Origin of the sequence: Flavobacterium sp. IMCC34852, assembly GCF_030643905.1 — a bacterium.
Classification (GTDB): Bacteria; Bacteroidota; Bacteroidia; order Flavobacteriales; family Flavobacteriaceae; genus Flavobacterium; species Flavobacterium rivulicola.
The window spans coordinates 2,122,797-2,145,793 of record NZ_CP121446.1 but is presented as its reverse complement, the minus strand read 5'-3'; the positions used below and the strand labels follow the sequence as shown (position 1 = coordinate 2,145,793).

20 protein-coding genes are annotated in these 22,997 nt (G+C 35.5%); 12 read left to right on the top strand and 8 right to left on the bottom strand.

Annotated elements, in window-relative coordinates:
• Nucleotides 1-20: 20 nt before the first annotated feature.
• The 5 genes from P7V56_RS09335 (at nucleotide 21) to P7V56_RS09315 (ending at nucleotide 7,489) form a co-directional block, all read left to right on the top strand.
• Nucleotides 21-1,478, top strand: a complete 1,458-nt coding sequence (locus P7V56_RS09335; RefSeq protein WP_171223022.1) for a glycoside hydrolase family 30 protein — start codon at nucleotides 21-23, stop codon at nucleotides 1,476-1,478.
• 26 nt (nucleotides 1,479-1,504) lie between these two features.
• Nucleotides 1,505-3,865, top strand: coding sequence for an MFS transporter (locus tag P7V56_RS09330; protein ID WP_171223023.1), 2,361 nt, complete (start codon nucleotides 1,505-1,507; stop codon nucleotides 3,863-3,865).
• Between the two features lies 1 nt (nucleotide 3,866).
• Nucleotides 3,867-4,790, top strand: coding sequence for a glycoside hydrolase family 17 protein (locus tag P7V56_RS09325; RefSeq protein ID WP_171223024.1), 924 nt, complete (start codon nucleotides 3,867-3,869; stop codon nucleotides 4,788-4,790).
• 69 nt (nucleotides 4,791-4,859) lie between these two features.
• Nucleotides 4,860-6,638: a family 16 glycosylhydrolase gene (locus P7V56_RS09320; RefSeq protein WP_171223025.1), complete on the top strand. Its 1,779-nt coding sequence runs from the start codon at nucleotides 4,860-4,862 to the stop codon at nucleotides 6,636-6,638.
• 263 nt (nucleotides 6,639-6,901) lie between these two features.
• Nucleotides 6,902-7,489, top strand: a complete 588-nt coding sequence (locus P7V56_RS09315) for an RNA polymerase sigma factor (RefSeq protein ID WP_171223026.1) — start codon at nucleotides 6,902-6,904, stop codon at nucleotides 7,487-7,489.
• Nucleotides 7,490-7,711: 222 nt separating this feature from the next.
• Here P7V56_RS09315 and P7V56_RS09310 read toward each other — a convergent pair whose 3' ends face one another.
• Nucleotides 7,712-8,371, bottom strand: a complete 660-nt coding sequence (locus P7V56_RS09310) for an endonuclease III domain-containing protein (protein ID WP_171223027.1) — start codon at nucleotides 8,369-8,371, stop codon at nucleotides 7,712-7,714.
• A 53-nt stretch (nucleotides 8,372-8,424) separates the two neighbouring features.
• On the opposite strand from P7V56_RS09310, the gene bcp reads away from it, so the two are divergent.
• On the top strand, nucleotides 8,425-8,877 hold the full coding sequence (bcp, locus tag P7V56_RS09305) for a thioredoxin-dependent thiol peroxidase (protein ID WP_171223028.1): 453 nt from the start codon (nucleotides 8,425-8,427) through the stop codon (nucleotides 8,875-8,877).
• Nucleotides 8,878-8,883: 6 nt separating this feature from the next.
• On the opposite strand, the gene P7V56_RS09300 is transcribed toward bcp, so the two are convergent.
• Both P7V56_RS09300 and P7V56_RS09295 read right to left on the bottom strand, forming a co-directional pair.
• A complete protein-coding gene (locus P7V56_RS09300; RefSeq protein WP_171223029.1) occupies nucleotides 8,884-9,915 on the bottom strand; it encodes a hypothetical protein in 1,032 nt (343 codons plus the stop codon).
• A gap of 80 nt (nucleotides 9,916-9,995) precedes the next feature.
• A complete protein-coding gene (locus P7V56_RS09295) occupies nucleotides 9,996-11,462 on the bottom strand; it encodes a TonB-dependent receptor (protein WP_205959392.1) in 1,467 nt (488 codons plus the stop codon).
• A 129-nt stretch (nucleotides 11,463-11,591) separates the two neighbouring features.
• Between P7V56_RS09295 and P7V56_RS09290 the strand changes: the two genes are divergently transcribed.
• Genes P7V56_RS09290 through P7V56_RS09280 form a run of 3 tightly spaced genes read left to right on the top strand, consistent with a single transcriptional unit; the run spans nucleotide 11,592 to nucleotide 13,358 of the window.
• Nucleotides 11,592-12,359: an MBL fold metallo-hydrolase gene (locus P7V56_RS09290; RefSeq protein ID WP_171223030.1), complete on the top strand. Its 768-nt coding sequence runs from the start codon at nucleotides 11,592-11,594 to the stop codon at nucleotides 12,357-12,359.
• A 5-nt stretch (nucleotides 12,360-12,364) separates the two neighbouring features.
• Nucleotides 12,365-12,859, top strand: coding sequence for a hypothetical protein (locus P7V56_RS09285; protein WP_171223031.1), 495 nt, complete (start codon nucleotides 12,365-12,367; stop codon nucleotides 12,857-12,859).
• A gap of 10 nt (nucleotides 12,860-12,869) precedes the next feature.
• On the top strand, nucleotides 12,870-13,358 hold the full coding sequence (locus P7V56_RS09280; RefSeq protein ID WP_171223032.1) for a hypothetical protein: 489 nt from the start codon (nucleotides 12,870-12,872) through the stop codon (nucleotides 13,356-13,358).
• Nucleotides 13,359-13,385: 27 nt separating this feature from the next.
• Here the strand turns inward: P7V56_RS09280 and P7V56_RS09275 are convergent, their stop codons facing one another.
• From P7V56_RS09275 to P7V56_RS09255, 5 genes are all read right to left on the bottom strand, one after another.
• Nucleotides 13,386-14,030, bottom strand: a complete 645-nt coding sequence (locus tag P7V56_RS09275; protein WP_171223033.1) for an alpha/beta hydrolase — start codon at nucleotides 14,028-14,030, stop codon at nucleotides 13,386-13,388.
• Complete coding sequence (locus P7V56_RS09270) at nucleotides 14,030-14,356, bottom strand: hypothetical protein (protein WP_171223034.1); 327 nt, start codon at nucleotides 14,354-14,356, stop codon at nucleotides 14,030-14,032. Before P7V56_RS09270 ends, P7V56_RS09275 begins: the two co-directional genes overlap by 1 nt.
• On the bottom strand, nucleotides 14,349-15,608 hold the full coding sequence (locus P7V56_RS09265; RefSeq protein ID WP_171223035.1) for a dihydroorotase: 1,260 nt from the start codon (nucleotides 15,606-15,608) through the stop codon (nucleotides 14,349-14,351). The genes P7V56_RS09270 and P7V56_RS09265 overlap by 8 nt, the downstream gene beginning before the upstream one ends.
• Nucleotides 15,605-17,533 carry a vWA domain-containing protein gene (locus P7V56_RS09260; RefSeq protein WP_171223036.1) on the bottom strand — a complete coding sequence of 643 codons (1,929 nt, stop codon included), beginning with the start codon at nucleotides 17,531-17,533 and terminating at the stop codon, nucleotides 15,605-15,607. The genes P7V56_RS09265 and P7V56_RS09260 overlap by 4 nt, the downstream gene beginning before the upstream one ends.
• A gap of 123 nt (nucleotides 17,534-17,656) precedes the next feature.
• Nucleotides 17,657-19,003 (bottom strand): DEAD/DEAH box helicase, encoded by a 1,347-nt coding sequence (locus tag P7V56_RS09255; protein WP_171223037.1) that lies wholly within the window; start codon nucleotides 19,001-19,003, stop codon nucleotides 17,657-17,659.
• A gap of 361 nt (nucleotides 19,004-19,364) precedes the next feature.
• Between P7V56_RS09255 and P7V56_RS09250 the strand changes: the two genes are divergently transcribed.
• The 3 genes from P7V56_RS09250 to P7V56_RS09240 are packed head-to-tail and all read left to right on the top strand — an operon-like array spanning nucleotide 19,365 to nucleotide 22,949.
• The gene (locus P7V56_RS09250; protein ID WP_205959393.1) at nucleotides 19,365-19,832 is read left to right on the top strand and encodes a nuclear transport factor 2 family protein; all 468 of its coding nucleotides are present in this window, start codon (nucleotides 19,365-19,367) and stop codon (nucleotides 19,830-19,832) included.
• Between the two features lie 7 nt (nucleotides 19,833-19,839).
• A complete protein-coding gene (locus P7V56_RS09245; RefSeq protein ID WP_171223038.1) occupies nucleotides 19,840-21,210 on the top strand; it encodes an MFS transporter in 1,371 nt (456 codons plus the stop codon).
• An 11-nt stretch (nucleotides 21,211-21,221) separates the two neighbouring features.
• Nucleotides 21,222-22,949 (top strand): amidohydrolase family protein, encoded by a 1,728-nt coding sequence (locus P7V56_RS09240; protein WP_171223039.1) that lies wholly within the window; start codon nucleotides 21,222-21,224, stop codon nucleotides 22,947-22,949.
• Nucleotides 22,950-22,997: the final 48 nt, after the last annotated feature.

The window sequence follows — 22,997 nt, the reverse complement described above, 5'->3', positions numbered from 1 at the left end:
TTTTGATACTAGCGTGTAGTATGGCCTTTTCATTGCAAAGCTGTAAAGTAACTGATAAACTAAAGGTAGAAGTCTATGAAACTTCCGCACAAGGTCACTCGTTAAAAAAAATCACTGAATTTACTCAAAATGACAAACCGCTAATTATCAAATTAAATCCGGAAGAAAAATTCCAAACCATCACCGGTTTTGGCGGCTCATTTACTGAAGCTTCGGCCTATTTGTTAAACAAATTAAGTCAAGCCAATCGAAAAAAAATACTCGATGCCTATTTTAGTGAAGAGGGTGCCAATTATTCTTTAACAAGAACACACATTGCTTCTTGTGATTTTTCTTTGAGCAATTATACCTACGCTAAAGTCGAAAACGATTTAAAATTAGAGCATTTTACTATTGAAGACGACAAAGAAGATCTCATTCCGATGATTCTCGATGCTAAAGCCATTTCTAAAGAAGGTTTTAAGATTATCGCTTCGCCTTGGACTTCTCCACCATGGATGAAAGACAATAAAAAATATGTAGGTGGAAAATTATTGCCCGAATTCAATGATGCCTTTGCTTTGTATTTTTCTAAATATTTATATGCTTACAAAAAAGAAGGAATTGATATTTGGGGGGTTACCGTTATCAACGAGCCACACGGCAATGGAAACAACTGGGAAAGCACCCTTTTTTCTCCGGAAGAAATGACTTTGTTTGTCCAAAATCATCTTGGACCAAAATTAGAAAAAGACGGTTGGGCTGACGTTAAAATTTTTGGCTACGATCAAAATAGAGCCGGTTTGCCGGAATGGGTTGATGCCATGTTTAAAAATGAAGCAACCTCAAAGTACTTCGCCGGAACGGCTATACATTGGTATGAAAGTACCTATGAGTATTTCGCCAAAGAACTGCAATACGCCCACAACAAAGCGCCCAACAAATACCTAATCGAAACCGAAGGCTGCGTTGACTCTGAAGTACCACATTGGAACGATGATGCTTGGTATTGGAAAAAAGAAGCTACAGATTGGGGTTGGGATTGGGCCAGTGAAAAAGAAAAATATTTGCATCCGAAATACGCTCCGGTTAACCGCTATGCTAATGATATCATTGGTTGCCTCAATAATTGGGTCGATGGTTGGGTCGATTGGAATATGGTTTTAGACCGTCAAGGCGGCCCCAATTGGTTTAAAAATTGGTGTGTTGCACCGGTGATCGTTGATGATAAAAACGATGAAGTTTATTTCACTCCTTTATATTATGTGATGGCTCATTTCAGTAAGTTCATGCGTCCAGGAGCCGTAAAAATTGGATGTACAATTGACAGCAATGAGGTTGTAGCCACAGCCGTTAAAAATCCTGATGGCTCTATTGCTGTTGCCGTTTTTAATCCAACAGAAACCAAGCAATCAATTGAAATTAATATAAGTAATAAAAATGCTTTAATCTCAATTGATGCAAAAGCATTACAAACTATCATAATCAAGCAAAACTAACCATATAATTTAAAACTATAATTGTTATGTCAAACACTACTTCAACTTCGTCAGGAAAAGTTCCCATGGGTCAAAAAATTGCCTTTGGATTAGGTATGCTTGCCAACCAAATGTTTCCTGCAATGATTGGCATTTTCACAGTTGTATTAGTAGAAAAATTGGGATTTAGTGGTTTGTTACTCGGTTTAACTTATTTTATTCCAAAGTTTTATGACGCTTTATTTGATCTTATAATGGGATATGTTAGCGATAATACAAAATCGAAATGGGGTAGAAGAAGACAATATGTTTTAGCAGGAGCGATTATATTAGGAATTTCATTTGCATTAATGTGGCAATTGTATGCCGAAAACGGCGTTACTTACAATTTTTGGTACTTTTTAGTTATTTCATTGATTTTTTATTCCGGATTGACCATTTTTAGTATTCCTTACGTAGCGATGGGGTACGAAATGAGTGATGATTTCCACGAGCGAACCAATATTATGGCGACTTCACAACTTATCGGTCAGTTAGCTTGGGTAGTTGCACCTTGGTTTTGGGTGATAATGGCAGATCAAACCTTATTTCCATCAAGTGAAATTGCGGTAAGAACTTTGGCGGTGTATGTTGCAATTGGATGTGCGATTTTAGCGGCAATTCCAGCATTTTTTATTCCAAGTAAATCAACACTTAACGAAAATTACAGCCCGATTGATTTTAAAGGAATCTTGGGAAGTTTTGGAGAAATCAAAGAAGGTTTGAAAGCTTCGATAGAAATAAAACCCTTCAGAAAAATTTGTATTGCCACTTTTTTAATATTTAATGCTTTTCAGACTACAGCCGGATTTTCTTACTTCATCATCAAATATTATTTATTTAAAGGAAATGAAGATGGTTTCGGATTATGGCCTACTTTATTTGGTAGTGTAGGTGCTATTATCACTACAATTGCGGTTATTCCTGTCGTGGCAAGAATATCGAGAATAATGGGGAAAAAGAAAGCGTTTTTGATCTCTCAAGGGATTTCTGTAGTGGGTTACATTTTACTTTATTTATTGTTTGTTCCGGGAAAACCGTATCTGTTTCTTTTTGCATTGCCGTTTTTCTCATTCGGAATTGGTAGTTTATTTACCTTAATGATGTCGATGACTTCAGATGTAATTGATATTGATGAACTCAATACCGGTAAAAGAAGAGAAGGAAGTTTAGGCGCAATTTATTGGTGGATGGTAAAATTCGGAACTGCAGTTGCAGGATTATTAAGTGGTTTGATTCTTTCTTTGGTCGCTTTTCAATCTAATGCAGCTACACAAACCGACGACACCATGTTTTGGTTGCGAATTTTCTTTGTCGGAATTCCGATTTTAGGAACATTATCCGCTATTTGGATAATGAAAGATTATGATGTAGATGAAGCCAAAGCCAGAGAAGTGAGAGCTCTTTTGGAAAAAAGAAAAGAAAAACCAAAAATTCAATCTTCCGCATATCTTTCCGGTAAGTTGTCGTCATTACTAAAAAATAATAGTTTAAATACCATTAAAGGAACTGATTTTAGCACGGTAAGTGAGACTGAGATAAAAGAACAATATCAAGAAATTTTAAATAATGGTTTGCATGGCGTTTGCTTTAGTCCGTATACCGATGGGCAGCAAATTGGAGATGTTTTATCGTTCGACCAAATCAAAAGAAGATTAGATATTATTGCTCCTCATACCCAATGGATTCGTTCATTTTCCTGTACGGAAGGTAATGAGTTAATTCCCGAAATCGCTCGCCAAAAAGGTTTAAAAACCATAGTAGGAGCTTGGATTAGTGATGATAAAGACAGAAATGAAAGAGAAATACAATCCTTAATCAAATTGGCAAAAGCCGGTTTAGTGGATATGGCAGCAGTTGGTAACGAAGTGTTACACCGTAATGAAATCTCTGAACAAGAACTAATTTCTTATATAAAAAGGGTAAAGCAAGCATTGCCAAATATTTCTGTGAGTTATGTAGATGCTTATTACCAGTTTTTAGACCGACCTAATCTCGTGTCCAATTGTGATGTGCTTTTGGTTAATTTTTATCCGTTTTGGGAAGGTGCAAACAATGATTATGCAGCTTCTTATTTGCAAAACATGATGGAAGTTACACAATCTGTAGCCAATGGAAAGAAAATTATCATTTCAGAAACCGGTTGGCCAAGTAGAGGGGAAACCGTTGACCAAGCAGTTCCTTCAGAAATGAATGCTGTAAAATATTTTGTGGCATCTCACGAATGGGCTAAAAATAATAATGTTGAATTGTTTTATTTTTCATCCTTTGATGAATCATGGAAAGCCAATCAAGAAGGAACCGTCGGAACAGCCTGGGGAATTTGGGATAAAAACGAAAAATTAAAGTTTGAACTTAAACTAAATTAATATGTCATATAGAGAAGGTCATTATTTTTCTTTAGATAATTTTTCGGAAACGAATCAAAATAGTTACGAACATAAAAGCATCGATTTTTCTGAAATCTCTTTACCAAAATTAAAAAATATTTGGAGAGAAACTTTAGAAAATGGTATGCATGGAATTTGCTTCAGTTTATATGAAGACGGACAAAAACCAGGTGATGTTATTACCGCAGAACAAGTAAATAGACGCATTCAAATTTTAAAACCCTATTCCAAATGGATTCGTTCTTTTTCCTGTATTGAAGGCAACGAACATATTCCAAGAATTGCGCACCAAAACGGGATGCAAACATTGGTTGGAGCTTGGCTTGGTGACGATTTAGAAAAAAATGAAAAGGAAATAGAAGCATTAATAGAATTAGCCAATGAAGGTTGTGTAGATATAGCAGCCGTTGGAAATGAAGTCATGTACAGAGGTGATTTAACGGAAGAACAATTATTGGCCTATATCCATCGCGTCAAGGAAGCCTTACCTAATGTTCCAGTGGGATATGTTGATGCTTACTATGAATTCTCTCATCGACCAAACATAACCGAAGCTTGCGATGTAATTTTAACCAATTGTTATCCCTATTGGGAAGGTTGTCCTATAGAGCATTCATTTCACCACATGGTTAGTATGTTTGAATCGGCTAAGCATGCCGGAAATGGTAAACGTGTAATCATTACTGAAACAGGCTGGCCAAGCGAAGGCGGATTTCTAAAAGGCGCCGTTGCCTCTAATGAAAATGCAATCAAGTATTTCATTGAAACTCAAAATTGGTCAAAACATAATAGCATCGAAATTTTCTATTTTTCCTCATTTGATGAATCTTGGAAAGTCGGTCCGGAAGGCGATGTTGGGGCTTTTTGGGGTTTATGGGATAAAAATGAAAAACTGAAATTTTAAAAATTTGCCCTTTTATAAGGTTAAAAGTTTGATAAGCTTTTTTAAAACTAATCAAAAAAATAGCTAATCATGATATCGAAGATTATTTCATCAGTTCGCCTTTCAGGCTCGGGTCACAAATACCCGAAAAACAATAATAAACACATGAGTAAAAAAAATACTCTATTTCAAATTTTTCTAACTCTTTTTCTCTCTATTCCATTTGGGTATTCACAAGTTGATGTGGTTTATACCAATTTAGTATGGTCGGATGAGTTTGACAATAATGGTGCTGTGAATTCAAGTAAATGGCATCATCAAACTCAGTTACCGGCAGGTGGAAGTTGGTTTAATGGAGAAGTGCAGCATTATACGGATCAATTAACAAACTCTTTTGTCAATAGTGGTTTTCTGAATATAGTAGCTAAAAAAGAGCCATACACAAGCCAGGGAATAACCAAACAATATACTTCAGCCCGTTTAAATTCGAAGTTTTCGTTTTTATATGGTCGTGTTGATGTTAGAGCAAAAATTCCAACCAACCAAGGTACTTGGCCCGCCATTTGGATGCTCGGTAAAAATGTGAATGAAGATGGTGGTTTTTTTGACAGCCAGTTCGGGACTACCAATTGGCCGGCTTGTGGTGAGATTGATATTATGGAACACGGGATAACACCTTCCCAACCTGTTAATTATATTCAGAGCGCATTGCATACACCTTCATCCTTTGGTAATACTACAAATATTGGTGGTACTATAGCGAATAATTTAGGGAATGACTTTCATGTGTATTCTATGAATTGGTCTCCTTTTCAAATTTCTTTTCTGTTGGATGGAGTAGTATTTTACACCTACAATCCTGCAGTGAAAACACCAAGTAATTGGCCGTTTAATGCAGAACAATACCTTTTGTTGAATATTGCTATGGGAGGAGTTGCAGGAGCGATACCCTCAAATTTCACACAAGCGGCAATGGAAATTGATTATGTTAGAGTATATCAAAATACGCTTGTTGACACTCAAGCACCAACCAACTTCACCGCTTCAATAGGTACAGTAACCAGTTCAACAATAGAATTATTATTGAATGCAGAAGACAACTCAGGGAATGTTAATTATAACATTACTTATAGTGGTGGAACAATAGCTTTGGCTAATCCCTCCGGAGTTCCCAGGTCGGTTATAGTTCCTAATTTAATGCCTAATACTAATTATACTTTTTCAGTGACAGCCAGCGATTTGGCAGGGAATACTTTTGTTGCCAATCCAATAGTTCTCAATGCTACTACCTCTGGAGTTATTGGGTGTTCAGGTACGGATACAGAAGCTCAAGCAGGTACTTTCTCTATAGGATATAATTATGCATTTGAAACCATAGGTACCGATGTTAAAATCACTTTTGAAATGTTGGATACCGATAAAGTTGGTGTAGTAGCCTTTTTGTGGAGACAAAGTCCTTTTACAGAATATCAAATGACGAATGTATCAGGAAATATATTTACCAAAACCATCACCGGACAAACTATTGGTTCAACTATTAGTTATGCGGTTAAGTTTGCCTACGCCGGTGGATTGTCTGTCACAAGATTTTTTTCCTATGTGGTGGGAAGTAATTGTGCTTTAGATATACCAACATCCTCTGAATTAAGTCAGTTATGTTATCCTAATCCTGTTGAAGGTATTTTGCATTTGCAGTTGCAGGACCATCATAATCAAATTTCATTGACCGATATTTTAGGAAAAAAGCACTTCGAAATGGTAGTTAGTGCAAGAGAAGACATCAATATGAGTGATTTAAAACCTGGAATTTATTTTCTCAGAATTCAAAACTCTCGTGGAATTCAACATTTAAAAATAGTGAAGAAGTAGCTTCAAAGAACAACTCTAAATATCCTTTTTATAAAAGCGGGATTTAAATCCCTAAATATACCCTTAATTTTTTGAGGGTATTTGCCTATTGGAAATAGTATTCTTCTTTTAAAAACAACTTTTTTTAGTTTTTATTTGTTTTTTAAATAAATTTTATGTTAAATTTGATTTATAATTAACATTCAAAACCGATTTGCCTATACAAAACAATTACTTTTTAGATTAAAAACTCTTTTTTAAACCCTACACTAAAAGGTATTGTTATGGCTAAATCTCAACTTCCTGATGCTATATTAGTTGATAAATACGTTGCCGGCGATGAAAACGCTCTGGCTATTTTAATCAACAGGCACCAATCAAAAATTTATGGGTATATCTATTCCAAAGTTTCGGATAGAGATGTGACAGAAGATATTTTCCAGGAAACCTTCTTCAAAGTGATTCATACACTCAAATCAAAAAAGTATTATAACGAAGAAGGCAAGTTCTTGTCATGGGTTTTGCGTATTGCCAGTAATCTGATTATTGACAAATACCGCAATGACAAAAAAATGCCATTGAATCGCGACACGGATGAACTATTAATTTTCTCCAGAATTACTGATGACTCCTTGAATATCGAACGCAAATTAATTAAAAATCAAGTAGAAATCGATATCAAAACCATCATCGAAAAATTACCTCATGATCAAAAAGAAGTCATCATGATGCGCTATTTTTTAGATATGAGTTTCAAAGAAATAGCTGATTTCACCGGTGTTAGCGTTAATACCACTTTAGGCAGAATGCGTTATGCCATTACGAACATGAGAAAGGTAATTGAAAAAAATAAAATTTATTTACCTTCATAGGCAATAAAAAGTAAATTCTTGCGTTACTATATAAACATCCAAAACAAACTGATTTTTATATATGGCAAAACTTTACTCTAAAAGAAAATTAGCTCCCAAAAAAATGTTACCTAAAAAAGAAACCATACGTTTAATACTTCAATATTCTTGTGCATTGAATATTATTAAAGTAGGCAACATGAACTTCGAATCAATAGCTAATTAAGAAACATCCCGGTATTATTATCGGGATGTTTTTTTATGGTATTCAGCCAAAACCTCTTTTCGACCAATGGTTTTGGTAATGATGTCTTTTTCTAAATCCCAACCGCGAGCCGGTGAATATTCTCTTCCATACCAAATAATTTGCAGATGTAATTCGTTCCACAATTCTTTTGGAAAAATGGCTTTAGCATCTTTTTCGGTTTGTTGTACATTTTTGCCATTTGTTAAATTCCATCGGTACATCAAACGGTGAATATGCGTATCAACCGGAAAAGCAGGTACGCCAAAAGCTTGCGACATAACAACACTGGCAGTTTTGTGACCAACAGCCGGTAATCGTTCTAATGCTTCAAAACTCTGTGGTACTTCACCATGGTGTTCTTCGATTAAAATTTGAGATAAACCGTAAATGCCCTTTGACTTCATCGGCGATAAGCCACAAGGGCGAATGATTTCTTTAATTTCTTCCACCGAAAGTTTTACCATATCATACGGATTATCCGCTTTAGCGAATAGGAGTGGCGTAATTTGATTCACGCGAACATCGGTACATTGTGCCGAAAGCAAAACGGCAATCAGCAAAGTATAAGGATCTTTGTGGTCAAGCGGAATAGGGATTTCGGGGTAAAGTTCTTTTAACGTATTTATAACGAATGTTGCACGTTCTTGTTTGGTCATTTTAACTAAATTTGATTCGTAAAAATACTAAAATAAACTTAGCAACTTTAAAAATGACAACACTACAAAAAGGCGATAAAGCACCCAATTTTTCCGGAAATGACCAAGATGGTAACCAACACAATTTAGCCGATTATAAAGGCCAAAAGTTGGTAGTATTCTTTTACCCAAAAGCTGATACACCGGGCTGCACAGCCGAAGCTTGTGACTTGAGAGATAATTTTGAACGTTTCAAAGCCAATAATTATGCTTTGCTTGGTGTTAGTGCCGATAGTGCTAAAGCCCAGAGTAAATTTAAAAACAAGTATGAATTTCCTTTTCCGCTACTGGCCGATGAAGACAAATCAGTAATTACAGCATTTGGCGTTTGGGGACCCAAAAAGTTCATGGGAAGAGAATATGACGGTATTCACAGAACCACATTTATCATCAATGAAGAAGGTCTAATTGACGAAGTAATCACGGACGTTAAAACTAAAGCTCACGCTTCCCAGATATTGAAGTAACACTATTTAGTTGTTTTTTTTGTAAAACTGAAATAATCTATTTTGAGTGTAGTAATTCAGAGTATCATTGTCTGTTGTTGGTTTATTCAGTTCAATAAAATAAAAATCTGAATAATAGTATAGTATAGACTTGAACCGAACCGTTTCGTTTTTTAGTTTCATTGTAAAATAATAAAGTTCGTCTTTGTCAAACCAACCTTGGTAATACTTGTAACCTTCATTTCGCTTGTGCTCTTCCTCAGCTTCGGCACTGTAGTGATTGTTGATGTCAAAGCTTAGATGAAACCCGAGCTCATTGTTGGTCACAATTCTTTCTGATAGTTTAATTTTTTCATTTTTTATTTTGGGATCACCGGCCAACAACATGCTTACGGTAAAATCAAAATTATTAGTTCCGATTTTAATTTCTTTAGCAATGGCAGCCGCGTGTTCATTTTTGGCAATACAATAGTCGTTTTTGTTGTTTTTAAAATAAATTAATCCCGTTTGATAACTGCCGGTAAAATGCTTTAAAACCGTTAGCTCATTTTTTATTTTTTTAAAACCAACAGAGTCTATTTCGTTTAGAACTTCTTTTTTTCCGGTGGTAATATCGATGATAAAAGCATTGTCAATTTTGTTGCTAAGGTTGTCGTCTTTATCCGTATAATATACTTCTTGGGCAATAAAAAGTTTTTGTTGCTTTTCGTCATAATCCCAGTAAACATCTCGTTCCAACTTAACAGAGTATATTTTTTTTAGTGAACTTGTAAATAAAGCAATACTAACCGAATCAAAAGTTGCTGAATCCTTTACATATTCTACCACCACTTGATTAAATTTCTTACTGGAGTAGAAATTCCTAACATACATACTGTCAATGGGTTTATTGACAAATTTTTCAGCCGAAGTGATGTGAGGAAAAAAAGGTACTTCAGGATACTTGTCTTTCTGAGTAGATTCGTAACCATTGTCAAACATAATGTTTCTAATGATTAAATAAACCGCTAAACAGACAATGGCCATGATTGGTAAGACAATCTTCAAAACTTTTTTCATACAATCAAATATAAAAAAAATCCGAACTGTTTTACAATTCGGATTTTGTAACGTGGGCTACGATTTTTGTATCGCAGTATTTATGCTTTTTCTAAGACTTTGTTAGGATCATAACCAAACAATTGGTGTTGCTTGATTATTTCTGAAATTCCTTTTGGTAATAAGTTTTCCCAACCCGGAGTACCATTGCTAATCATCTTTAATACTTCACGAGAGAAGATTTTTAAGTGGTCTTTGTCAAATTCAGTGATATCAACCACTTTTCCGTTATAGGCAAAGAACTTATATAACTCTTTCATGCGCGGATGCACTTTCAGATTTTGAGAGTTGATGATTTCTCCGTTTTCTCCTTCCATCGGATACAAGAATACTTTTAAATCTCGGTAGAATAATTTACCGAAAGCTTCCAAAATCCCGCCACTTAAATGACGATAGTATTTTTCATCAAAAATATCGACTAAGTTATTCACTCCCATAGCCAATCCCATACGAGCTTTCGTATAGTTGGAGAAATATTCCACCACTTTATAATACTCCTGGAAGTTAGAAATCATTACCGTTTGACCTAATGAACAAAGTAATTCGGCTCTGTCCATAAAATCTCTTTCGTCAATTTCACCTTCAGAACGCAAGTTAGACAGTGTGATTTCAAAAATAACCAACGTATTTTCTTTAGAGACTTTGCTTTCTTCTAGGAACATTTTCAATGATTTCTCATACATGTCCATATTCACCTGCGTTACCGGACGGAAACTTCCTCTAAGCGCTAAAATATTTTTCTTGTAAAGTATAGATGCCGGCAATATATTTTTACCATCAGGACCAAACATCACCGCATCGGTCATGCCGTTTTTAACCAACTGTAAACTCATCAAACGGTTGTCAACGTTGGCAAAACGCGGACCGGAGAAGTTGATGGTATCAATCTCCAATTGGTCTTTGTCTAGATGGTCATACAAATAGCGCAATAACTTTTTCGGGTCATTGTATTTGTAGTAAGCACCATAAATCAAGTTTACACCCAAAACCCCTAAGGTTTCTTGTTGCAAACGGGCATCGGTTTCTTTAAAACGAATATGAAGTGTAATTTCATTATAATCTTCATCCGGTTCTACTTGATACTTTATGCCGACCCAACCGTGACCTTTGAACTGCTTGGCAAAGTCAATAGTAGCAACGGTATTGGCAAAACTGAAGAATATTTTATTAGGATGTTTGTCTCTTTTTAAACGTTTTTCAATCAGTTCTACTTCATGGTTCAACATTTTTTTCAAACGGCTTTCTGTCACATAACGACCATCATCTTCAATACCGTAAATCGCATCACTGAAATCTTTATCGTAGGCCGACATTGCCTTAGCGATAGTACCCGATGAACCTCCGGCTCTGAAAAAATGCCTAACGGTTTCTTGTCCGGCTCCGATTTCTGCAAATGTTCCGTAAATATTTTCATTTAGGTTGATTCGCAATGCCTTATCTTTGATAGCAGGAACTTGTTCGATGGCTTTGTCGCCTTTCAATTTTATAATAGAAACAATATTGTCCATAGTGTAGCGTAAGTATTCTTTGCAAAGTTAGTAAAATAGCTATTTTATAAAAAGATAATTAAGTCTATTTTTGTATTTAATTACTTTTAAAGTCAGATTCAAAAATTACACATCAAAAACCGTGCTATTATGCAAGTTTATTTTCTCGGAACCGGTACTTCTCAAGGCATTCCTGTTATTGGAAGTAATCATCCGGTTTGTAAAAGTGAAGATATTAAAGACAAGCGTTTAAGGGTTTCAGTTTGGATTAGAGTCGATGAGACTTCTTTTGTCATTGATTGTGGTCCCGATTTCAGACAACAAATGCTGACTTCGGGTTGTGTTCAGTTAGATGCCGTATTGTTTACCCATGAACATGCCGATCATACAATGGGTTTAGATGATATTCGCCCTTTTTTCTTCCGACAAAAAAAAGACATTCCGATTTTTGCACATCAAAGGGTTTTAGATAATTTGATAAAGCGTTTCGATTATATTTTTGAAACTGAAAACAAATATCCGGGAGCACCGGGTGTAGAAATATTTGAAGTCAAAAATGATCAAGATTTTTTGGTGAATGATGTCAAAATTACACCCATCAAAGTCAATCACGGAAACCTACCTGTTTTTGGGTATCGAATTCAAGATTTTGTATATTTAACGGATGTGAAAACGATAGATGATGCTGAGATTGAAAAAATTAAAGGCGTAAAAGTATTGGTAGTGAATGCTTTGCGGGAAGAACCACACCATTCGCATTTTAATTTGCAGGAAGCGTTAGATTTTATACATTTGGTACAACCCGAAAAAGCTTATTTGACACACATTAGTCATCTTATGGGATTTCATGAAGAAGTCCAAAAAAAGTTGCCGTCAAATGTGTTTTTAGCCTACGATAATTTGAAAATTACAATCTAAATATTATGAAGAAATCATTGTTTTTATACTTGTTTATCATAGCCGTTTTGATGAATATTTTTACCTATAAATATTTTACTTCAAAAGAAGCTGCCCAAAAGATACCGAAAACAGAGCAAGACAGTAAGAAGCTGAATGATAGTATTACCAAACTGTCAGACCAACTTTATGAGGCCAATTATTTTTCTTTGGAAGCCAATGACAGAGCATTGAATTATTTAAACCAAAATGACATCAAGGCTTTCACCGAGAAAGTAACCCAAGCCCTTTTGGCCTATAACGATGATCCCGCCGGTAATAAGTTTACGGACCAAGTTACTATGGGAGAACAAAAATTCATAATCAATAAAGTAAAATTATTAAACCACAGATGGATTATTGCCAACTACAGCAATGGCAAACTTTGGGGTGAAGTGATGTTGAAGTATTTTGTTAATGATGATCAAACCGTTTCTTTTGAAATCATGAATTCCTACTTATACCCGGAACAATTAAACTAGAAATTAAGGCATGAAAAAACTCTCTATACTCTTAATCGCCTCAATCGTACTGTTTTCTTGTAAGTTAACAGACCAAAATAATAATGAATCGGAGGAAGAAAATCTTCCTTTGGCATCCAAAGATTCTTCGGTAGTGAATGACAAAGATGAACATGGTTGTTTGGCCACTGCCGGTTATATTTGGTCCAAAATGAATAAGGAATGTGTTAAAGGTTATACGGGAATCCAACTCAATCCGGCGGAAAAACCCGAAAATGAAGACGAAACTTTAAGTGCATTTGTACTTTTTAGTGAAGACTTAAATCAGGCGGAAGTCTTTTTACCCAATGAAGCCAATTCTATTGTATTAACCCGATTGGCAGAAGGCAAACCCTGGGTTTTTGAGGATTGGCAACTCGTACCGTGGAAAGGGTATGTTTTGAAAAAAGGTGCCGATGTCAAATTTTCAGGCGATGGGCAAATGGGCAAAAAAATCACCGGAAGCGATACACAAGAATAAAAAAAATCCCGAGAAATCGGGATTTTTTTATTGTGATAACCAATGTTTGAAATCAAAGAAGTTCTGAGGTGCAACTCCGTGACCAACCATGTATTCTTTAAAGACTATTTCTACACCCAACACTTGTAACATCGGTATTGATTTTCGAGCCCATTCTACCGGAATCACTTGGTCTACTGTTCCGTGTGAGGCAAATATTTTCAGCTTACTAAAATCATTTTCGGTATAATCATCTACTGCAATTTCGGGGTTAAAATAACCGCTCATCGCCACAACTCGTTGTACTTTTTCGGGATATGACAAAGCCACTGCATAGCTCAAAATACAACCTTGGCTAAAACCAATAAGGGTTACATCGTCTGAATCAATTGGATATTCGGCAATTAATTCATCAATAAAATTGGCAATAATATCTCTGGATGCTCTGGCTTGACCAATATCAGAAAACTTGTTCTCATCGGCATCAAAATTGATGGCATACCAAGCATAACTACCGTACATCATATCAAATGGTGCGCGGGCCGAAATCACATAATATTCTTCGGGCAATTCGTTAGCAAAGGAAAACAAATCTTCTTCATTACTGCCATAACCGTGAAGTAATAGGAGTAAAGGATTCTTGTCTTTTTTGATTTTTGGTTCTCGGACCAAATGATGCAGTGATAAACTCATTACAAACTTTTAAATGTTTTTTGAAATAAACTCCCAAGAATAGGAAGATTGGTGGTTTTGCCCATAGCGGCAGAGAAGATCCCGTACATTGCTAACACTGAAATGAAAACCCACATCGAAGCGGCAATCATAAAGTTTTCAAAGTGACTGATGGATACGCCCAATAGAATAAAGGTTATGGTTAATCCTAAACCTTGTCTGAGGTGAAATGACGCATAAGGATTCTTATTTTCGCTATTCATAGAAATAGCAATCAGCGGTCCGAAAAGCAAAATATAACTGATAATAGCAATGGTTTTGCCTTCTTTTATGGTTTGATTATCCATGGTTTATAACTAATTTTCCTTGGTTGTAAATTCCTAAAACTTTGCCTTTCATAGCTTGTCCCAAGAACGCGGAATTTTTAGATTTTGACATTATATTTTCTTTGCCAAATGTCCAATTATTATCAATTTGGAATAAACTAAAATTAGCTTTATTGTTTTTATTAATTTCTTGACTTTCAATATTTAAAATAGATTTACCGAAAGTCAATTTTTCAATTATTTTATCCAAAGGTAATACGGTTAACAATGCTCCAAAAGCACTTTCTAAACCAATCGTTCCGCTTTTAGCCAAATCAAATTCCATCTTTTTATGCTCGATGTCCATCGGATTATGGTCAGTCGTAATGCAGTCAATCGTATTGTCTAAAATACCCGCGATTAAAGCTTGTCTGTCGGCTTCGGTTCGCAGTGGAGGTGAAACTTTATAACGGGTATCAAAACCATCCAGTTTTTCATCTGTTAAAACCAAATGATGTACGGCAACGCTACAAGTCACTTTTAAACCTTTCGCTTTAGCTTCTTTGATTAATGCTACTGATTTTGCCGTTGAAATCGTTGGAATGTGTAATTTTCCGGCGGTATATTCAAGTAAAAACAAGTTTCTGGCCACCATCAATTCTTCCGCTAAGTTGGGAATTCCTTTTAAGCCTAATCTTGTCGAGACTATTCCTTCATTGGCCACGCCATTACCTTTTATATTTTCATCTTGAGCAAAAGCAATCACTAAACCGTCAAAATCCTGTACATATTGCAATCCTATTTTCAGCAGATTCGCATTCGCCAAACTTTTACCATAATCCCCGAAAGCTACTGCTCCGGCGTTTTTCATGTCGAACAGTTCGGCTAAATCTTTGCCTTCGCTGTTTTTAGTCAATGCGCCGATTGGAAATAACTCTGTAGCAAAATTAACAGCTTTCTGTTTGACAAAATGAACCTGTGATTGGTTGTCAATTATCGGATTCGAATTGGGTTGCAAAGCGATTCCGGTAAAGCCGCTTTTAGCAGCGACATCCAATCCGTTGGCGATGGTTTCTCTGTCTTCAAATCCCGGTTCGCCAAGGGAAACACTAGTGTCAAACCAACCTTGTGAAAGGTGTAAACCTTCTTGTTGGTATTCTGAATGTGTATCCGAATTAGGAATTGCAGTGCCTATTTCTTCGATGATCCCTTGTGTAATTTTCAGGTCAACGATTTGATGGTGAAACGGACTTTTGGGGTCAACAATTTTGGCTTTTCGGATGATTAGGTTCATTTTACAAATTTTTGAATGAGTAGTTCTAATGCTAAAAAGAATAGTGTAAGCAGCACAAACCATTTCCAGATTTGTGTATCGGTTCGATCGGTTTGAATCGAATTAAAAACCGTTTCTATATCGTCAATTTCTTTGAAACCAACTGCTATGTCTGTATTTACCAAACTCAGATTGCTTTCGGTTCGCGAATAATTAAAACTGATATTTTGTATCGAATTCGTTCCGTTAAAGATACCAAAATTTCCGGCTTCTTGCGGGTTTTCATTAAAACTCATTTTGACTTTGGTATTCAGTAACTGTTGCACCGGAATAAAACTTTCTGTAGTATTTTTGACTGTCAGAATTTCATCTTTCGACAATAAGGCATCGACTACAAACGGTTGATCTTCACCAATAATTAAAGCATTTACGCCTGTTTTCTGACTGTTTTGCGCCATATTGTAAAAGGTGGGTACAATTAAAGGGGAATTCTGAAAATTACTGTTGGTTTTGTTAATCGGTGCTGCAAAAATATAAACGGATGACAAAGGATTTGCAATCGAAGTCAAAAATGCACTTTGGTCTTCGTAACTCAATACGGAGGGCGAATTGCTGTTAATTCCAAAAGCCGCTTTGGTCGACGGATACTGAAAATTATCCACTTTTTTTTCAAAAACATTGCTGAACAACGGATGATTGAAATTAATCTTGGTTACCTTCTTATCGCTATTTGTAATCGCTTTAAATTGAATGGAACCAAAGTTGGCCAAAAACGAATTCACCCCAGTTACATTGCTTTCCTGAGCCGGAATAAGGACAAGGTTTCCGCCTTTGTTTACAAATGATTTCAGTGTAGTTTGTAACGCTTGAGGAATGTCTTTTAGTTCATTCAACACAATGGCGTCCTGCTTTTCTATTAAGTTGTAATCCAAATTGGGTAACGGAAAATTGGTATAAGCAAATTCATCATTGGTATAAATTCTGGTCAAGAAATTGCTTTTATCGGTATTGCCAATACTGATTACATTGGTTTTACTGGGTTTGGAAATACTGAAATAATAAGTATTGTCATAAGCCAAACCTTTATCAGTAATCGAAACATAGCCGTGGAAATCTTCCTTCGGAATGGTAAATTTAATGGTTTCAGTTGTGCTTTTGAAATCGATTAAAGTCTTTGCTGTCAATTTGTTTTGGTTGTACAAGGCAATCGGAACCGCTGGAATATCTTCGTCATTGGCAGATAATTTTACGCCAATTTCATAAAAACTATCTAAAGTTTGCTGAATGTAAACACTGTCAATAGAAACGTTGTTTTTTTGTTCGGCTTCAGGCAAAATAAAGTACACATTATCTTCTTTTTTGAAGCTTTTTGATGCATTGGCATTAATATCGACGGCATCAGTAATTACAATGATATCTTTGTTGAAAGCTGATTTTCTCGCATTGACTTTGGCAATTAAATTGTCCAATCGGAAAGGTGTTGCGCTGTATTTTAGATCTTGTAAATCCTTTTGAATCGATTTGATATCGGTATTCCAATAGGTTTCAGAATTGGTAATCAAAGAAAAATTCTGAGCTTCCGGAGTATGTTCTAATAAATCCTGAACGGCACGCTTAAGCAATTCCCCTTTTTGTCCTTTGGCTTGCATGCTGTAGGAATTGTCTAAGATGATGTACATCTCGTTTGTAGCTTTTAGGCTTTCTTTAGCCGTGAAAAAAGGTTGGGCAAAAGCTAAAATCAAACAGGCGAGAAGTAATAAACGGGTAAAAAGCAACAACCATTTTTTGATGGTGGAACTCTTACGGGTTTGAATGGAAAGCTCTTTTAGGAATTGTACATTGGTGAAGTATTCTTTCTTAAAACGTCGCAATTGAAACAAATGCACTAAAATTGGAATGACCAATAAGAAGAGAAAATATAGAATTTCCGGGTGTTTAAATTGCATTACGAATTACGATTTACCTCATTGGTTTATATACGTTTGGATTCGGTGAATCTACGATTGGTCAAAAATAGTACTTTTTATCATTTGGCGAAGCCGAATTTTAAAGAAATTTAAACACTAAAATTATTTCTTTTTACGCTTTGCCGCTCTGTTTTTAAGAATATTTCTATTGACTGAAGTACCGGTTTTCTTTTTGGTTTTGGATGGTCCGCCTAAGTTTACTTTTTTATTTTTTTCCTTCTTTTCATGGAAAGAAGCGCCACCTTCTAACTTAGGTTTTTTGAGTAAGAATTTCATCTGCTTCTTCTTGTCTTTTTCAAACTCAAGCAATCGTTCCGCAATGACAATGTTTTCCGGCATAGCTAGAAACTTGATTTCTTTTTCCATCAAAACTTCGGCCTCTATCATGACTTCTTCTTCTCTTGGACTGATCAAGCTAATGGCAATCCCCGATTTGTCAGCACGACCGGTTCGACCGATACGGTGAATGTATTGTTCAGGAATTTCTGGAAACTCAACGTTGATAACATGCGTAATGTTTGAAATATCCAAACCTCTAGCCATAACATCGGTAGTTACGATGCCTCGAATTTCTCCGGCTTGAAATGTTGCCATGGTTTGCAAACGGTAATTCTGTGATTTGTTGGAGTGAATGGTTCCGAATTGCCCGGGATAAATTTCCTCTAATTTGTCTGAAAGTAAATCAGCTGTTTTTTTATTGTTAACAAAAAGCAATACGCGTTCGTAAGCTTCGTCTTTTAGCAATTCGATAATCAAATTGACTTTGGTCAAAAAGTTTGGCACTTTGTAACCTAATTGTTCTATTTGTTCCAATGGTGTACCGCTTGGTGCCAAAGAAACTTCTTCCGGAAATTCAAAATATTCTTCGAGCATTTCATCTACTTCATCGGTCATGGTAGCCGAAAATAAGATGTTCTGGCGTTTGGTTTTAATCATTGCCAAAATAGAAGTCACTTGAGCACGGAAACCTAAATTCAGGATTTCGTCAAATTCATCAATTACTAACTTTTGTAAACTGTCAAAACGAATGACATTGTCCAAAGCTAAGTCCATTATTCTTCCCGGCGTACCAACCAAAACATCAATGCCTTGATAGACGGCTGTTTTTTGCGTATTGATATTTACACCACCATAAACGCCAAGGGTTCTTACCGACATGAATTGACTCAATTTTTCGACTTCGGCAGCAACTTGTACAACCAATTCACGCGTTGGCACCAATATGACTACTCGCGGTGTGTCTGTGGCAACAAACTTCCATTGTTTGAGTATCGGCAAAAGATAGGCAAAGGTTTTTCCTGTACCGGTTTGGGCAATTCCCATGACATCACGACCCGACATGATCACCGGGAATGCTCTTTCTTGAATTGGAGTAGGTGTAGTTAATCCTAATTCATCAATAGCTTTTTGTAATGATTTTGGAAGATTAAATTGCTCAAAAGTGCTCATAGCTTGCTTAATTTCGGGCAAAGGTAAGGAATTCTATTTTGGGAATATTTAAGGACACGGATTTTTGCTAATTGACAAATAATCAAACTTTTAGTATTGACTTTCTTACTGCAAGAATATTTTAGTATATTTATAAAAAAATAGACTGCTTTTGATTTAAGATTGCCTCCTCAATTACGCTTTTAGTTTTAACCTACAGCTTTGATTTATTAAGTAACCTGATTACAAAACACAGCTATAGATGTCCAGAATATACATCCATCTTTTCAGTAGATACAATAACTAAGCTGCAAGCCTTGCTTGCGGCTGTTTTTTTGTCTGTAGTAGTAAATATTATTTAACCAATTTAAAAACTAAAAGAATGAAAAAAATGATCTCTTTGAAAGCCCTTTGTATGGTAATGCTTTTCGCTTCGGTCGATATGATGGGCCAAAGTAATGTAAAAATAATTGAAGGTCTTTATGCTGCTTTTGCTGTTGGTGACATTCCGAAAGTTCTTGCCGGTTTGGATGAAAAAGTAGTGTGGAACGAAGCGGAAGGAAATAAGTATGCTGATGGCAATCCGTACATTGGGCCCGAAGCCGTTTTGAATGGCGTTTTTGCCCGAATTGGGGCAGAACATGAGTATTTCAAATTGGCGGATATTCAATTGCATGAAATGGCTAACAATAAAGTCTTGTCTACTTTGCGATACCAAGCCAAGTTAAAAAGTAACGGAGCAACCTATGATGTACAAGTAGCACATCTTTGGACACTAAAAGACGGCAAAGTAATAGCTTTTCAACAGTATTTGGATACTAAGAAAGTGGCTGAGGCAATGGCTAAATAAGCAAGAGATGACTCCAACGATAGACATTTACATTAAAAAAGACAGCAATTTACCATCGCTATCTGATAATACTTTTTTAAGGTATTTCAATTTCATTGCACTCTATTTTGCTCAAGGCATTCCGGAAGGAATGTTGTTTTACGGTATTCCGGCTTGGATGGCGATGAACGGCAAATCTCCCGGAGAAATTGCCGGTTTTGCTGTGGCTTGCGGACTACCATGGAGTTTTAAGTTTATCGTTGCTCCCATGATGGATCGTTATACTTATTTACCAATGGGACGCAAAAGACCTTGGGTTATTTTGGGTCAATTAGGATTAATATGCAGTTGTATATATTTGGCTTATGTGCCCGACCCGTTAAATAATCTAAACCAATTGATGATAGCCGGTTTTGTTGTATCCTTCTTTGGAGCGTTTCAAGATGTTGCTACTGACGGAATGGCAATTGATGTAATTCCGGTTGACCAACAAGCCAGAGCGAATGGTTTGATGTGGGGTTCAAAAATCATTGCTATATCTGTTACACTAGTCTTAGGAACATGGGTGTTAAACCAGTACAATTTTACTGTTTCCATACTTATTCTAGCCTTGATGATAGGTCTTATAATGTTGGTCCCCATTTTTTTAAGAGAAAGAAAAGGGGAAAAATTTGTTCCATGGACTACAGGTTTACCATCCACAGAATCGAAGCAATTACAATTAACCAGTTTTTCATCTATTTTCAAATCACTTATTACTGTTTTTAGTTTGCGTAACTCCCTGATTTTTGCCTTAATGGTATTTATTGAACAAGGAGCTCACAATTACATCGCTACTTTATTACCTATTTTTACGGTTAAGGAATTGGGTTGGTCTAATATAGATTATTCACAATTCTATTCAACTGCTAAATTAATTGGTGGCATAGGCGGGATGCTTTTAGGCGGTATTTTGATTGATAAATTTGGTAAAAAGCCAATGTTAAATATCTATTTTTTCGGTATGGTACTTACCACAGCCGGATTGGCATTTTTAAAATCGTATTGGACAAGCATTACTTTTATCTACAGTTATATGATAATTTATAATGTACTTTATACATTTTCATGCATTGGTGTTTTCGCTATTGCCATGCAATGTTGTTGGAAGAAAGTATCCGCAAGCCAATTCACCTTATACATGACAATTTCAAATATTGGACGGATTTTTTTTGCAGCTTTAATTGGACCAATTAATGAAAATTTTAGTTGGGAAATATCCTTGTTTGCGTTTGCGATAATGATATCGTTTTCTTGGTTTTTATTACAGTTTTTGAATATAAATAAACAAGTTGAAAGTATAGAAAATTTAGAAAAAACAGATTTTAATAATCAAAACCCAGTGTTAAATCATCAATAAAAATTAGTAGCATGAAAAAAAAATTAAACTTAGTATTATTAATTTCTAGCCAATTACTGATTGCTCAAACCTACATTACTAATGTCACGATTGCTGATGTAGAAAGGCAAAAATTAATACCCAATCAAACTGTGGTGATTACCAAAGATTTGATTTCTAACATTCAACCAAGTAAAAAAATTAAAATCCCTGCAAACGCTAATATAATCGATGCAAAGGGAAAATATTTATTTCCGGGATTGGTTGATGCTCATATCCATTTCTTTCAAAATGGAGGTTTATATACTCGTCCTGATGCGATTGATTTCAGAAATGAAAAACCATACAATAAAGAAGTCGATTTGGCTCACCAAACCATGGAAGATAAGTTGAGACGCTATTTGCAAAATGGCATTACAACGGTTATTGATGTTGGAGCTTCTTATAGTTTTTTAAAGCAGAGAAAAGATTTTTCAGAAAAAGATTTTGCACCAACTATTTATATGACTGGGCCTTTAGCTACCACATTTGAGCCAACAGTTTATAATGATTTGAAAGATGAAGAACCATTTAATTTGGTAAAAAGTATTGAGGATGGTATTAAAATGGTCCAAAATCAATTGCCTTTACAACCTGATTTTATCAAAATTTGGTATATAACTGATAGAGATAAAGTGGAAGCCAGTGCCAGAAAAAATTTGCCCATTATTAAAGCAATTATAGATGAAGCCCACAAACATAAACTCAAAGTTGCAGTGCATGCAACCGAGAGAATAACTGCACAACTGTCTGTTGAAAGTGGTTGCGATTTTTTAGTGCATAGTGTTGATGATGAATTATTGAAGGATGATTTTGTACAACTGCTCAAGAAAAAGAAAACCATACTCTGTCCAACTTTAATTGTTCATAATGGTTATATCAATACTTTTGGACAAAAACTTCAATTTACTAACCATGATTTGTTAAAGTCAAACCCGTTTCAATTGGGTTCGCTTCTTGATTTGAGACATCTGCCGGATACTTTAATGATTAATAATTACAAAAGAAGTATCAATAATGCTGAATATATGGCCATTGTAGATAAAGAAAATGCAATTTGCCGTCAAAATCTAAAATTGTTATCAGATGCCGGAGTATTAATAGCCACCGGTACTGATGCTGGTAATATAGGTACTTTGCATGCATCATCATATTTATCAGAATTAAAAGCCATGTCCGCAAGTGGCCTCACAAATTGGCAAATCATACAGGCGTCAACAATTAACGGCGCCAAAGTACTCAATAAAGAAAATGAATTTGGAACTATTGCCATCGGTAAAAAAGCCAACTTGATATTATTGGAAGGGAATCCAATTGAAAATCTGGAATATTTAACCAAAATTAATCAAGTAGTCAATCGAGGTATATTTTTTAGTCCTACTGAAGTAATTCCTGATACTCCGGAAGCATTAGCCCAACGTCAACTAAATGCATACAATTTGAAAAACATTGAAGCATTTTTGGAACCATATGCTGATGATGTTGAAATATATAATTACCCAAATACACTGCAGTCAAAAGGCAAGGAAAACATGCGTAAAGAATATTCAGAGATGTTCGATAAAGTTCCAAACTTGCATTGTCAATTGGTTGAAAGAATTGTTCAAGGCAATATCGTTATTGATAAAGAACGTGTTCAATTTGGAAAACAATTTATTGAAGCTGTAGCGATATACCACATCGAAAACGGTAAAATTAAACGTGTTTATTTTATTCAATAATTGATTTTAATGATTGATGGAAAACAATATTATAATTCCCAATAAATT

What these genes read in the sequence shown, in the direction of transcription:
- P7V56_RS09300 (WP_171223029.1), bottom strand. Translation starts at nt 9,915, where the DNA reads ATGAAAAAAGTTTTGAAGATTGTCTTACCAATCATGGCCATTGTCTGT.
- P7V56_RS09245 (WP_171223038.1), top strand. Translation starts at nt 19,840, where the DNA reads ATGACTCCAACGATAGACATTTACATTAAAAAAGACAGCAATTTACCA.
- P7V56_RS09320 (WP_171223025.1), top strand. Translation starts at nt 4,860, where the DNA reads ATGATATCGAAGATTATTTCATCAGTTCGCCTTTCAGGCTCGGGTCAC.
- P7V56_RS09310 (WP_171223027.1), bottom strand. Translation starts at nt 8,371, where the DNA reads ATGACCAAACAAGAACGTGCAACATTCGTTATAAATACGTTAAAAGAA.
- P7V56_RS09280 (WP_171223032.1), top strand. Translation starts at nt 12,870, where the DNA reads ATGAAAAAACTCTCTATACTCTTAATCGCCTCAATCGTACTGTTTTCT.
- P7V56_RS09285 (WP_171223031.1), top strand. Translation starts at nt 12,365, where the DNA reads ATGAAGAAATCATTGTTTTTATACTTGTTTATCATAGCCGTTTTGATG.
- P7V56_RS09265 (WP_171223035.1), bottom strand. Translation starts at nt 15,608, where the DNA reads ATGAACCTAATCATCCGAAAAGCCAAAATTGTTGACCCCAAAAGTCCG.
- P7V56_RS09335 (WP_171223022.1), top strand. Translation starts at nt 21, where the DNA reads ATGGCCTTTTCATTGCAAAGCTGTAAAGTAACTGATAAACTAAAGGTA.
- P7V56_RS09275 (WP_171223033.1), bottom strand. Translation starts at nt 14,030, where the DNA reads ATGAGTTTATCACTGCATCATTTGGTCCGAGAACCAAAAATCAAAAAA.
- P7V56_RS09270 (WP_171223034.1), bottom strand. Translation starts at nt 14,356, where the DNA reads ATGGATAATCAAACCATAAAAGAAGGCAAAACCATTGCTATTATCAGT.
- bcp (WP_171223028.1), top strand. Translation starts at nt 8,425, where the DNA reads ATGACAACACTACAAAAAGGCGATAAAGCACCCAATTTTTCCGGAAAT.
- P7V56_RS09325 (WP_171223024.1), top strand. Translation starts at nt 3,867, where the DNA reads ATGTCATATAGAGAAGGTCATTATTTTTCTTTAGATAATTTTTCGGAA.
- P7V56_RS09290 (WP_171223030.1), top strand. Translation starts at nt 11,592, where the DNA reads ATGCAAGTTTATTTTCTCGGAACCGGTACTTCTCAAGGCATTCCTGTT.
- P7V56_RS09240 (WP_171223039.1), top strand. Translation starts at nt 21,222, where the DNA reads ATGAAAAAAAAATTAAACTTAGTATTATTAATTTCTAGCCAATTACTG.
- P7V56_RS09295 (WP_205959392.1), bottom strand. Translation starts at nt 11,462, where the DNA reads ATGGACAATATTGTTTCTATTATAAAATTGAAAGGCGACAAAGCCATC.
- P7V56_RS09255 (WP_171223037.1), bottom strand. Translation starts at nt 19,003, where the DNA reads ATGAGCACTTTTGAGCAATTTAATCTTCCAAAATCATTACAAAAAGCT.
- P7V56_RS09330 (WP_171223023.1), top strand. Translation starts at nt 1,505, where the DNA reads ATGTCAAACACTACTTCAACTTCGTCAGGAAAAGTTCCCATGGGTCAA.
- P7V56_RS09260 (WP_171223036.1), bottom strand. Translation starts at nt 17,533, where the DNA reads ATGCAATTTAAACACCCGGAAATTCTATATTTTCTCTTCTTATTGGTC.
- P7V56_RS09250 (WP_205959393.1), top strand. Translation starts at nt 19,365, where the DNA reads ATGAAAAAAATGATCTCTTTGAAAGCCCTTTGTATGGTAATGCTTTTC.
- P7V56_RS09315 (WP_171223026.1), top strand. Translation starts at nt 6,902, where the DNA reads ATGGCTAAATCTCAACTTCCTGATGCTATATTAGTTGATAAATACGTT.